At 42.4% G+C, this 13,548-nt stretch carries 8 protein-coding genes; 3 read left to right on the top strand and 5 right to left on the bottom strand.

What is annotated here, in order from left to right; genetic code table 11:
- Positions 1 to 16 precede the first annotated feature (16 nt).
- Positions 17 to 5,377 carry a CheR family methyltransferase gene (locus tag OKW21_RS26415; RefSeq protein ID WP_277485534.1) on the top strand — a complete coding sequence of 1,787 codons (5,361 nt, stop codon included), beginning with the start codon at positions 17 to 19 and terminating at the stop codon, positions 5,375 to 5,377.
- A gap of 474 nt (positions 5,378 to 5,851) precedes the next feature.
- On the opposite strand, the gene OKW21_RS26410 is transcribed toward OKW21_RS26415, so the two are convergent.
- The 5 genes from OKW21_RS26410 to OKW21_RS26395 form a co-directional block, all read right to left on the bottom strand.
- Positions 5,852 to 6,484 carry an ISAon1 family transposase gene (locus tag OKW21_RS26410; protein ID WP_420870093.1) on the bottom strand — a complete coding sequence of 211 codons (633 nt, stop codon included), beginning with the start codon at positions 6,482 to 6,484 and terminating at the stop codon, positions 5,852 to 5,854.
- Positions 6,457 to 6,765 carry a transposase gene (locus OKW21_RS32820; RefSeq protein ID WP_420870092.1) on the bottom strand — a complete coding sequence of 103 codons (309 nt, stop codon included), beginning with the start codon at positions 6,763 to 6,765 and terminating at the stop codon, positions 6,457 to 6,459. The genes OKW21_RS26410 and OKW21_RS32820 overlap by 28 nt, the downstream gene beginning before the upstream one ends.
- A 61-nt stretch (positions 6,766 to 6,826) precedes the next feature.
- Entirely contained in the window at positions 6,827 to 7,189 is a 363-nt protein-coding gene (locus OKW21_RS26405) for an ISAon1 family transposase N-terminal region protein (RefSeq protein ID WP_277476278.1), read from the bottom strand.
- Positions 7,190 to 7,252: 63 nt separating this feature from the next.
- Positions 7,253 to 10,018: a methionine synthase gene (metH, locus tag OKW21_RS26400; protein WP_338130090.1), complete on the bottom strand. Its 2,766-nt coding sequence runs from the start codon at positions 10,016 to 10,018 to the stop codon at positions 7,253 to 7,255.
- A gap of 42 nt (positions 10,019 to 10,060) precedes the next feature.
- On the bottom strand, positions 10,061 to 11,086 hold the full coding sequence (locus OKW21_RS26395) for a homocysteine S-methyltransferase family protein (RefSeq protein WP_277485532.1): 1,026 nt from the start codon (positions 11,084 to 11,086) through the stop codon (positions 10,061 to 10,063).
- A gap of 236 nt (positions 11,087 to 11,322) precedes the next feature.
- Here OKW21_RS26395 and OKW21_RS26390 point away from each other — a divergent pair, with 236 nt between their 5' ends.
- A complete protein-coding gene (locus OKW21_RS26390) occupies positions 11,323 to 12,201 on the top strand; it encodes a geranylgeranylglycerol-phosphate geranylgeranyltransferase (protein WP_277485529.1) in 879 nt (292 codons plus the stop codon).
- A gap of 71 nt (positions 12,202 to 12,272) precedes the next feature.
- Complete coding sequence (locus OKW21_RS26385; RefSeq protein WP_277485526.1) at positions 12,273 to 13,346, top strand: WD40/YVTN/BNR-like repeat-containing protein; 1,074 nt, start codon at positions 12,273 to 12,275, stop codon at positions 13,344 to 13,346.
- The last annotated feature ends 202 nt before the right edge of the window (positions 13,347 to 13,548 follow it).

Genomic DNA, 13,548 nt, shown 5'->3' with positions numbered 1-13,548 from the left:
AATTTGAAAAATTCTAATGAGTTCTTCTGAAGGGAGTAAACAATTATTTGTAGTAGGTATAGGTGTTTCTGCCGGAGGTTTAGATGCTTTGACGAAGTTTGTCGCCAATTTGCCACATAAATCCGCTGGGTTTTCGGTAATCATTGCTCAGCATCTTAGCCCTGTTTATAAAAGCCATTTAGTAGAACTTTTAAGAAAATCATCTCAATGGGAAATAGAGCAGGCAAAAGCCGGTACAAAAATCAGGGCAAAACAGGTATTCATTGCTCCCCCAGGGCATGATATTACAGTAGAAAATAGTGCCATCCATCTGACCAGACATGTCCGTGAGATAAAATCAGTACCTTCTGTAGATAAGCTTTTCCGATCAATAGCCCAAAGCGCAATGGGATGTGGTATAGGGGTCGTGCTTTCAGGTGCAGGAAAAGATGGTACAGAAGGAGCTGAGGAAATTAAAAAAAATAATGGCTACGTACTGGTGCAAGACCCCCGGGAAGCGCGGCAGAATAGTATGCCTCGGGCAGTCATCACCTCCGGGTACTATGACAAAATACTTCTGGCAGAGAATATGGGGCAGGAAATTCAACACTACATAAGCAATTATCCGGTAGCCGAGGAAAAAAAAGAAAGCAGTAAGCAACTGATTATTAAAATCCTGGAAAAAAAAACCGGTACAGACTTTTCCCGCTATAAGCCAGCCACTATTGACCGGCGGATAAAAAAACGTTTGGAAGAACTTGAGCTTAGCTCAACTGACGAGTATTACGATTATCTCAAAGAATACCCTGCGGAGATTGATGAATTATTCCAAACCGTATTAATCGGAGTTACCGAATTCTTTCGTGATCAGGAGGCTTTTGAGTCGCTCAAAAAATCCCTGTCCGAGCTTATTGAAAAAAAGAAACCTGGTGACCATATCCGAATATGGTCCGTAGGCTGTGCTACCGGAGAGGAGCCTTACTCTATCGCTATCCTTCTGGATGAACTTCTGGGGGATAGAGCGAAAGAGTACACAATACAGATATTTGCTACCGATATTGATGAGTACGCGCTGAGTAAGGGGCGTAAGGCTTACTATAGTGAAGAGCAGATGGGTAGTTTATCGGATGAAATACGCAGGAAGTATTTCATTCAGGTCTCTAATGGTTATGAAATCAAGAAACACATGCGGCAGAAGGTACTTTTCTCTAAGCATGATGTCTGCGTCGACCCTCCCTTTGTCCGTCTTGATTTAGTAAGCTGCCGTAACCTGCTGATTTATTTTGAGCATGAGTTACAAAAGGAAATTATTCCGGTATTTCATTATGCCTTATCAAGTGGGGGTGGCCTCATGTTGGGTAAGTCAGAAAACATCTCGGATATGACTGACCTTTTTAGCAGGGTAGAAGTGGAGCATAAAATCTTTTGCAGAAAAGAAGGTATACACAATACATTGAAGTATAGTAAATTCCGCAAGATTAAGGCTGCTGAAAAATATAATAAGTCACCGCTGAGACCTGAAATGTCATTAGAAGAGATAGCTGACGAAACCCTGGTCAGTACATTTGAACATCCTTATATAGTTTTGGATGAAAACTTGGAAGTGATGCATATTAAGGGCAGGCTACAGCCCTTTGTAGAACTGGCAGGGGGGGAGGTAAATGCAAACGCGCTCAAAATTATTCATCCTGCCTTTCATATGGAGCTAAGGACCTTATTGGCGAAAGCCAAAAAACAAGATGAAATTTTCAAAGGGGCATTCATAAAGTTTGAGCGTGAAGACAGAAAGGTTTATGTGCAGCTATCCATCAGATCACTATTATATGCCAAAAATAATAACCGGTTTTTTATGGTGATCTTTGAGCAATTTGACCAGCGTCTGCCATTAGCTTTCCCTTCCGAGACTGCAGGGGTAGATGAAGACTGGAAAACGCTTAGAATAATGGAGTTAGAGCAGGAGCTTTCGGCCACAAAAGAGCACCTGCACACCTTTACAGAAGAGCTGGAAACTTCTAATGCTGAACTACAGTCGCTAAACGGAGAACTACAGTCGGCTAATCAAGAGCTTAAGTCTTCTAATGAAGAACTGGAAACCAGCAATGAGGAACTACAGACGGCCAATGCCGAGCTAGCTTATAGTAACAATAAGCTTGAGCAAAAAGAGAGCGAACTTATCCGGATCAAAGAAGACCTGGAGATGAGCCGGGAGAAATTTCATCTATCGCTGGATAACTCCAATGTGATGCTTTTTCATCAGGACGTCCAGCTGCGCTACCATTGGATATATAATGCATTTAAAAAAATTCCTCTAGAAGATATCATAGGGCATACTGATCTGGAAATTGAAGAATTTTCTCAAGAAGATGCACTGCGCTTACACCAGATCAAAGAAGAAGTCCTGCACACAGAACAAGAAATCCAGATAGAAATCCAGATAGAAAAAAAGTGGTATGACCTTAAGATCAAGCCTTCTGTAAAAAATGGAAAAGTAAGCGGTATCCACGGAATAGGAATAGATGTAACTGACCGAAAAACGGCAGCTGATATTATTGATCGGAACCAGAGCATCTTAAGTAGTATCATCAATCAGGGAACGGATAATATCATTGCAGTGAATAAAGGCTATAAAATCATAGCCATCAATGAAAGTACCAGAGAGGACTATTACAATCGCCTGAAGCTTGATCTGCGGCTAAATGATAATTTAATAGAAAAGCTGGAAGTCTTACCTGAGCGGCAAAAAATAGTTCGAGAGTACTATGAAAGAGTTTTTAAAGGGGAAAAAGTAGCGTTAGATGCTTTCCGGACCACAAGCTATGATGGCACTAAAGAACATTATTTTGAAGGGATATTATTCCCCATCACCAATCAATTGGGAGAGATAATAGGTGGCGCAAATATAAATCGTGAAATCACGCAAAAAGTACAGTTGGAAAGGCAGATTCAGGACATTACCAAGCGAAGTGCTAACCTGACAGGGGATGAGTTTTTTAAAGACCTCACTGACCAGCTATCTACTATTTTCCGGATGAGATATGTGTACGTTGGCGTTTTTCAGAAGGACAAAAAGGTCTTAAAATCCCTGGCTTTCAGAGTTAATGGTGTGCTGGCAGAAAATTTTGAATACTATCTTGAAGATACCCCCTGTGCGCTGGTAACCAATAACAACAAAAGCTATCACATGGAAAAGGTACAGGAGAAATTTCCTCATGATAAAAAGCTTCAAGAGTGGGGTGCAGAAAGCTATATAGGAGTGCCTATCACTTCTCCTCACACAGAGAAGTCTATCGGAATACTGGTGATGATGGATGAAGAGCCCTGGAAAGAGAACGCTTACACTGATTATCTCCTTACATTATTAAGCATAAGGGCAGGTGCCGAATTAGAGCGTATCAGCGCAGAGCAAAAGGTTAAAGAAAAAAGTGAACAACTGACTAAGATCAGCAGCAACGTACCAGGCATATTATATGAGTTTAAGCAGGGAGTTAATGGTTCAGTTGAGTTCACCTACATTAGCAAAATGTGTGAAAGGTTTTTTGAAGTCACTGAAGAAGAAGTATTAAAGAACGAAGGTGACGTGATTGCTTCACTCTTACACAAAGAAGATGTGCAGAAGCTTATCAATGAGCAACAAAGAGCCCTGGCCGCGCAGGATTTCTTCCGCTTTGAAGGAAGGATTTTTACTCGGAAGACAAGGCAACTTAAATGGATAAAAATAAATGCAAACAGCATACAAAGAGAACAAGAGGAGGTTTTATGGTATGGCTTTATTGATGATATCACTCAAATAAAAGAGACCCAGGCGGCTTTAAATGAAGCAAAAAACGAGGCCGAAAAAGCTGCCAGAGCAAAAGAGGATTTCTTAGCCACCATGAGTCATGAGATACGTACTCCTCTCAATGCCATTATTGGGCTAAGCAGTTTGTTAATTAAGAAAAACCCCCGTCAGGATCAGCTGGAAAACTTCAAGGCTTTAAAGTTTTCATCTGAAAACCTTATGAACCTGATCAATGATATACTGGATTACAGTAAAATGGAAGCTGGTAAGGTAAAGTTAGAAACTTCAGGCTATAACATTAAAAACCTGCTCTATAGCATACGTCAAGCTCATTCTCTTTATGCAAAAGAGCGTAATAACAAATTGGTAACTAAAATTGGGGATAAAGTTCCTGAAGTAGTCAAAGGAGATCAGGTGAAGCTGGCTCAGATATTAAACAACCTGATGAGCAATGCCAACAAGTTTACTCAGGGAGGAAGGATAGTATTAGAGGTGTACCAGGAAAAAGAAGATAAGGATGCTGTGTACCTGCACTTTGCGGTAAGGGATACTGGCATAGGCATCTCTCAGGAAAACCTGAACAAAATATTTGACAAATTTACCCAGGCAGACAGTTCCACCGTCCGTCATTATGGAGGTACAGGTTTGGGGCTTACCATTACCAAAGCCCTGCTGGAAATGCAAGGGAGTGAGATAAAAGTAGCAAGTAAAGTTGGAGAAGGCTCAGTATTTTCTTTTACACTCAAACAAGAAAAAGCCGAAATACAACCTCAATCTACCTTAAAAGCAAATGATAATGGTAAGGCTAAAGAAACGTTGCAGAATGACATAGACCTCCGAATATTACTGGTAGAAGATGTGGCAATAAACAGAATGGTAGTACAGCAATATTTTGAGGAATGGTGGAATAATTCAGTTGCTGATGAAGCTACCAATGGGCGGGAGGCAGTGGCGTTGGCCAGAAAAAATCATTATGATATTATCCTTATGGACATACGTATGCCGGAAATGGATGGATACGCTGCCTCCGAAGCCATTCGTAAGCTGGGAAAATACGCCACTACGCCCATCATTGCCCTTACCGCGGATACTATTGCGGAATTTAACAGGGATGAACGGGCAAAATACATGAATGACATAATCACCAAGCCTTTTAACCCACAGGATTTATACAATAAAATTTCAAAATATGCTTCACTGAAAAGCAATAGTCTACAGAAAAGATCGGCAAAAGCCGAGCATAAGCGAGACGCTAAGGAGGATATATTGTCCCCTGACTTTGAAAAAGCAGAAGAGCCTTTCCGTGAGATGCCTGACAAAATTGTAAAGTTTTACGAAATGGCCTTACGCTCTCTTGAAACCTATCGGGAGAACTACCTTAAAGCTCTCGAGACCAATGATCATAAGCTGATCAGCGCCTCTATGCATAAAGCAAAAGTGCTCATTGATATGCTAGGGCTGGAGCATTTCTATGAAAAGATGTACGGTACCAGGAAAAAAATGGAAAAAGGAATAGGCGAACAAACGATACAGAAGGAAGCAGAGGATATAAGTAAGTCTATTGATCGTATTATGGATGATATTCGGGCGAGATTGAGAGCCTGTAGAGAAGATTTGTAGGGAAATACCTGAAAATAGGTAGGCTATAAATAGAGGGTTTTATTTTCCGTACTAGTTATCAATGTCGAAATTAATAGTGAAAACATACTAATTTATACAGGAGAAGCTTAGAATATGGACATAATTGATTAATATCAATAACTACTTTTCAACTAATTAATTATACGCTATTTATTCAAGCGTTGGTCATCTACAATTAGTTGGTAGCTGTGGGGTGCATACAGAAGATTTTTTTACATTATCCGACCTGAACCGGTCAAGTGCCTATAGTTTTTTCACCTACTCAAACGTATGCACCCTCAGCTTTTACCGAAAACTCTTCAGAATGATTTTGCTGAAATATAAAAAGCTTTGCCCACTTATAAGTTGCGGACAAAGGCTTATAAAAACCGTAATTCTGATTTTCAATATGCGATTTGAAATCCTGAATGGTGTTATTTAGGGATCAAGCAACAAATCTGGGGGACAGTAGTACTAAGCATAGATTTTGGAAAGTCTGTAGAGGAAGAAGCTAATGTTTCTCACCCCTCTGAACTGTGACCTGAAAGCTTTGATTTTGGCATTGAAAGATTCAGCAGCAGCATTAGTACTTCTTCTATCAAAGAAGTTTAAGATAGTTTTATAGTGTTGCTGAATGGTTCTAGAGACTGTATTGAAAGATTTAAAGCCAGCTTTTTCTACCTGATCATACCATCTGGCCAGTCTGGTGAAAGCGACACCTTTCTCTTTAGTGTTTTGGTATATATGTCCTAGCTTTTGAGCTAATTCATAAGCTTGCTCAAGCTGTGGATAGAGTTTGAACAGGATTTCTGCCCTGTGGACTTGGGAAGACGTCCATTTGCTTTTGTCCTTGAAGAGCAGGTACCTGCTCCTGACCAGTAGTTGTTTAGGAGTATCACCATTTTCTAACCTGTTGGCAACGAAGGTTCTGCCTACTTCTTTGCTCAATTCCATTTCTTGGTTCTCTTGCTCAATAGCTTCCCAGCGATAAGCTATCCTCATTTCCTGAACTGCTTCATAAGCCAGTTTTTGCACATGAAAACGATCGGTGACTAAAACAGCTTTGGTAAATGTCTTAGTCACGATCTGTTCCATACTGGCCCCCATGGAATGGCCGCCATGTCTAAGGTGACTTCTTTGACCAGCCTCCTTTTTTCTAATGGGATCTTTCTAAGCAGGATAGACTTTACTCGTTCACTGTTAGTACCCTTGATCATTGCAATAAGGCAGCCTTTATTCCCCCTGGCCGCTTTGTTGGTGATCACTGTGTAAAGTTCACCCTGTGAAACTGCTGTTTCATCAATAGTGATATATTCACCAACATTCTCAGGAAAAACAACATAATCCTCGGCATGCTCTAACTGATCCCAATGCCTGTAGTCACTCAAATGAGCAGCATATTGCTCTTCTAATAACTTGCCGTTTATATGGAAGTAGTTGCCTAAGCTTTTACAGCTTACCGGTGTGGTATCGATGCAATGCTTTTAAAAAAGACGCGAATTCCATAGTCATTCGCGTGCCCTGAGCCACCAATTCCCAGTTTCTAAAAACTACCTTTCCTGTATCTTCATTCCACCACCTTCTGCGTTTTACTTTCAGATAGCAGGCTTTACCGCGTATGGGAAAATCTTTTACAGTAATTTCTGCAAAATAGCCTTTGGAGATGAGGTTCTCACCTGCATATTCCTCCGGATGCTGGTTCTTCTCTGCTAAACTAATAGTGTAGCTCTCTTCTGTCTTTTCTACTGAAGTAACTTCAAAATAGTCAAGCATCCCATCCGGTAGAAACAAAGAAATGATAGCTTTATCCAATGATTCTTTTTGACGGCTAAATTATACCCTAACAACTTACCCCACAACTTTTAAGCTTGATCCTTATTTAGGATCATATCCCAGATTAGAACTGAGCCACTTTTCCATAGCAGAAAGGTCCATTCCTTTACGCTTGGCATAATCTTCCACCTGATCCTTATCCACCTTAGATATACCGAAGTATTTTGAGTCCGGGTGAGAAAAGTACCAGCCACTAACTGAAGATGCCGGAAACATAGCGTAGCTTTCTGTAAGGGAGATCCCAGTGCTTTTGGTCACATCTAATAGCTTAAAGAGCGTCTCTTTCTCCGTATGGTCGGGGCAGGCAGGATAACCTGGTGCTGGTCTTATCCCCTGATACTGCTCGCGGATCAAGGACTCACTATTAAGCTGCTCATCAGGAACATAAGCCCAGAACTCTTTACGCACACGTTCATGCATCAGCTCTGCAAAAGCTTCCGCCAACCTGTCGGCAATCGCTTTGATCATAATAGAATTATAATCATCATGATCCTCTTCGTATTTTTTTGCGACTTCATCAGAACCCAGCCCAGCCGTTACGGCAAAACCACCTACATAATCCTCAATGCCGCTATCTTTGGGAGCCACAAAGTCTGCCAGGCTCATATAATCTTTCCCTTTAGCCTTTTTCGTTTGTTGCCTCAGGTGATGTAAAGTGGTCAGTACCTGAGTGCGATCCTCATTGCCGTGACTATCAAACTGGTAAAGCTCAGTATCATCATCTCCTATGGCATTGGCAGGAAAGAAACCTACCACGGCTTTAGCGGTGAGGAGTTTCTCATCTATCACCTTTTTGAGCATTTGCTGCGCATCGCGGTATAGAATACGTGCCTGCTCTCCTACCACCTCATCATCCAGTATTTTGGGAAATTTACCAGCGAGCTCCCAGGTCATGAAGAAGGGCGTCCAGTCTATATAGTGGCTGATTTCCTCCAGAGAGTAATCATCAAAAGTGCGGAAACCCAGAAAGCGAGGCTTAACTACCTCACGAGACGACCAATCGGTCTGAAATTTATTCTCCCGAGCTTCTGCTATGGGTACAAAATTCTTAGTCTTTTTCTTTTTGGAATGCCTGTCACGCATTTGCTGGTAATCTTCCCGGATCTCCTGCGCAAAAGCTTCCCGGTTTTTCTTATTGAGCAGATTGCTCACTACCGGCACTGAGCGTGATGCATCCAATACATGAATCACCGGGCCACTATAGTTGGGCTCTATCTTTACAGCCGTATGAATTTTGGACGTAGTAGCCCCACCGATCAACAGGGGAATGGTAAACCCTTCTTTCTCCATCATCTCGGCAACATTTACCATTTCATCCAGCGAAGGGGTGATCAATCCGCTCAATCCGATAACATCGGCCTGCTCTTCTTTCGCTTTAGCGAGTATATCTTCTGCAGGGACCATTACGCCCATGTCCACCACATCGTAGTTATTACAGCCCAGTACCACACTCACAATATTTTTACCGATATCGTGTACGTCACCTTTTACGGTGGCCATCAGCACTTTGCCTTTGGCTTCGTGAGCGGTGCCAGATCTTTCTTTCTCTTTTTCTATATAAGGAATAAGGTAGGCCACGCCTTTTTTCATTACACGGGCGCTTTTTACTACCTGGGGAAGAAACATCTTACCGGAGCCAAAGAGGTCGCCTACCACATTCATACCGTCCATCAGCGGGCCTTCAATTACTTCTATAGGCTTATCGTACTGCTGACGGGCTTCTTCCGCATCCTCCTCAATAAATTCTACAATACCTTTGACCAGAGCATGCTCTATCCGCTTGGCTAAAGGCAGCTTACGCCATTCTTTATCGTCTTTCTTTTTGGTTTTACCTTTGTCTTTGATCTGTTCGGCAAAATCCAAAAGGCGCTCGGTAGAATCCTCTTTCCTGTCCAGCAGTACATCTTCCACCAGGTCCAGCAGGTCTTTAGGAATGTCATCATACACTTCCAGCATGCTGGGGTTTACAATGCCCATATCCATACCCGCCCGGCGACCATGATAAAGGAAGGCAGAGTGCATGGCTTCCCGAACAGGATTGTTGCCCCGAAAGGAGAAGGATACGTTACTCACTCCTCCGCTCACGTGTACGCCGGGTAGATTTTCTCTTACCCATTTGGTAGCGCGGAAAAAGTCTATGGCGTTGCGCCGATGCTCTTCCATACCGGTAGCTACCGGAAAAATATTCAGGTCAAAAATGATATCCTGGGGAGGGAATTTCACTTTCTTGACCAGTACATCGTAGGAGCGCTGAGCGATTTCTATGCGCCGCTCGTAATTATCGGCCTGGCCGGTTTCGTCAAAAGCCATGACGATCACCGCTGCGCCGTATAACTTGATTTTTTTGGCCTGTTGAATGAAGTTTTCTTCTCCTTCTTTTAAACTAATTGAGTTGACAATACTTTTTCCCTGAGCACACTTAAGCCCCGCTTCTATCACATTCCATTTAGAAGAGTCTATCATCAGTGGAACGCGAGCGATGTCCGGCTCAGCAGAGATTAGATTAATATATTTGACCATGCAGGCTTCACTGTCCAGCATGCCCTCATCCATGTTGATATCAATCACCTGCGCACCTCCTTCTACCTGGTCGCGGGCTACCTCAATGGCCTCTTCATACTTCTCTTCCGTAATCAGGCGAGCGAACTTGCGTGAACCAGTTACATTGGTTCTCTCTCCCACATTCACGAAGCCGGTAGTTTCATTGACCAGCAGTGGCTCCAGGCCGCTAAGGCGCATGTCTGGAATATTCGGGTCTTTAGTTACTTTGGCAACTAGTGAATCTTCTATGTTTGTAGTATTACTCATTTTAAATTAGGTACATTAATTATTCAATTCAAGCTTCAAAGTTCAGGCTTCTGACAAGCTTGAGTTTTTTGTTGTCCGCGGCGAATACTTGGCTGCCATTTCAGCAATTTTGCGTATATGCTCAGGAGTTGTACCACAGCAGCCTCCCAGAATATTCAGGTGGCCGTTTTTAACAAAAGGCTCCAGCTCCGCAGCCATTTGCTCAGGCGTTTGGTCATATTCACCAAACTCGTTGGGTAGCCCGGCATTAGGGTGTGCTGAAACGTGGCAGGTAGCATGTTTGTCCAGTTCTTTGATATAAGGCAGTAAATCCTTTGCTCCCAGCGCACAGTTGAGTCCTATAGTGAATAGGTTCCCATGCATCACTGAGCTCCAGAAAGCTTCGGTGGTTTGCCCGGAGAGGGTACGTCCGCTCGCATCGGTAATAGTGCCAGATACCATAATAGGAATGTCCAGCTCTTTTTCTTCCATAAGTGAGTTGAGGGCAAATAAGGCAGCTTTGGCATTGAGTGTATCAAACACAGTCTCAACGAGCAACAGATCAACACCACCATCAATCAGGCCCACAGCCTGCTCACGATACGCTTCTACCAACTGATCAAAAGTGATGGCCCGGTAGCCAGGATCATTAACATCTGGAGATAGAGAGGCTGTACGGTTGGTTGGGCCTAAGGAGCCTGCCACAAACCTGGGCTTATCCGGCTCACGGGCAGTAAACTCTTCAGCCACCTCTTTGGCGATTTTAGCCGACTGGTAGTTCAGTTCATATACCAGATGCTCCAGCCCATAGTCAGCCTGGGCAATAGATGTAGAACTGAACGTATTGGTTTCCGCAATGTCTGCCCCAGCCTCATAATAAATGGCATGTATCTCTTTGATTACATCCGGTCGGGTGACAGAAAGCAGATCGTTATTACCCTTTAGGGGTTTATCGTGATCTTTCAGCGCCTCATTACGAAAGTCTTCCTCCTCAAGCTGATAGCCCTGTATCATGGTACCCATGGCACCATCCAGAATTAATACTTTTTCGCTTAATAATTGATGCAGTTTTTCTTTTGTAATATTCATAATACAATATTCTTTCCGAATGCGAAGTTAAAGAAGATTCATGTAACTTAATAAAGCAAGCTCAGTAAGTAAGAGAAGCTAGCCAACTAAGCAATCCCTGTATCGATACAATGATGCTTATTATATTGTTTCTTTTGAGCCATTAAAGAAAACAGCTAATTATTTTGAGTGGTTGAATACTAGTCTTTTATTATTGGTAATTTTATAACAGAGTAGCGTTTTTATTAAATAAAAAGATGAAATCTGCCAGAATCGCATATCGTGGAAAGTCTATCCTCACTGGTTTTGCCAAGGTGACCCGTGTGCACAACCTTGTGATCCTCGCTTTGACCCAGTACTTTACCGCTATTTTTCTGGCTGATATACATACTACCTGGAAAGGTTATGCCAAAGATCATGAGCTATTTCTTCTGATTTTCTCTACAAGCATTATCGCGGCAGGCGGTTATCTGATTAACGACTACTACGATATAAAGATTGACTATATTAACAAGCCCAACAGAGTGATTGTAGGCAGGCTGATCAAACGCAGATATGTAATGATCGCCCATACCATACTCAATATATTAGGTATTGGCATTGGCTTTTACCTTTCGCCTAAAGTCGGACTGGTTAATTTTATTGCAGCTTTTTTACTCTGGCTGTATTCCAATCAGCTCAAGCGCCTTCCGCTGGTAGGAAACCTGGTTATTGCAGGTTTGTCAGGGCTTGCGGTTTGGGTAGTGTCCATTTATTTTCCGCAAAATCAACTTCTGGTATATACCTATGCTGTTTTTGCCTTTGCTATCTCCTTGTTGAGAGAAATTATCAAGGACATAGAAGATATGCAGGGCGATGAGTCCTTTGGCTGCAAAACGCTACCCATACTTTTAGGTGTACGCTACACCAAGTTGTTTTTATATTTTCTCTCCGCCTTATTTATCTTTTTGCTCTTCTTTATGTCCGGTATGCTGGGTAATAAGACTCTGATCGCTTATTTTTTGATCCTCATCATTCCTATTACCTACTTCATTGTGCGACTTGTATATGCGGATACCAAAAAGGAGTTTAATTTTTTGAGTAATTTCTGTAAGCTGCTGATGCTCAGCGGAATTATCAGTATGTCATTTTTCTGAACTAATAGCGGCTGATACCTGTAGTTTTAGTATAGTAGTTCTATTTTTTAACCTCAAAAACTTTTTAAGCTATGAATATCAAAGCTATTTTTTGGGTAGTAGGCATACTATTCCTGGCTACTGCTTGTGATGAAAACGATCCTATGGGAGACGGAAATGAGCAAATTCCTTCTCAAACCTGGACCTACACCGGCCTGGGAGATTATTATGTAAATGAAGTAGAGGTATCCGGTGACTGGGTGTATGCAGCTACCCAGGAGGGGATGTTCAAAAAAATGTTGGGCAGCGAAGATACGGTATGGTCAGATGCCGGATTGTCTGGCATGGAGGTCACTGACTTTGCCATACTAACCAATGAGCATTTGCTGGCTAGTGTAGCGCTAAGTGCGGAAAACCCTTCCGCCACCTTGTACGAAACTAATAACGCTGGAAACAGCTGGACTGCATTACAGTCAGATTTCGGTGGGCAGCAGGGAGCCATCACTTGTCAGGCTCTGGATGTAAACCCTGTTAATGCTGATATCGTCTTCGGAAGAGGTGCATATAATGTGGCTAAATCTACTGATGGCGGTCAGAGCTGGACCAGCGTATTTGCTGACTGGGATAATGCGGGTTACCAGGCTGACTTGATCCGGGTAAGCGATGAAAACCCTGACGTCATCTGGGCAGGGGGTGAAACGAGCATTTTCTCTCCTTATATGGTAAAATCTACCGATGGAGGACAGAACTGGCTGCCTATAAGGGTCCCTGCTGATGGCGACAACGCTGTCTACTCTATGGTGATCAAGTCAGAAAACTCAGATCAGTTGCTTGTAGGAATGGAAGGGCGTATTATCTACTCAGCGGATGCAGGAGAGAACTGGGAGATTGTGCTAAGCCCGGATAATTATAGTTATTTTCATGACATGCAAAATAGCAGGGAAGATGGTGACAAAGTATATGCTGCGGGTACCGATGGCGGAACTGATTTGGGGGATATTATTATCTATACAACTACCGATTTTGGGCAGAGCTGGAACACTGTTCAGTATGGTGGCCAGCAAGAAAAACAATATGCCGCGCTGGACCTGGGCTTATTCTCCGGAACCACTGAAGAGGCTATGTATGTAGCCACCAATCATGGAGTGTTTATTTATAAGCCATAATCATATTACTTTGGGGATTTGCCCTAAGTATATATGACCTGTCAGGATAGGTATAAAGGAAAATAAAGGTGGTTTTCTGTATAGGAGAAGAGGAAAATTCTTATACAGAAAAATCACCTTTTCTTAAAGCATAACTTTGCTATTTTATTAGTTTTTTAGCAGTATATTTGAAACCTATACAAGAAATTAGGAATATATTGTG

The organism is Catalinimonas alkaloidigena, assembly GCF_029504655.1.
GTDB lineage: Bacteria > Bacteroidota > Bacteroidia > Cytophagales > Cyclobacteriaceae > Catalinimonas > Catalinimonas alkaloidigena.
This window is presented reverse-complemented; position numbering and strand designations above follow the sequence as displayed.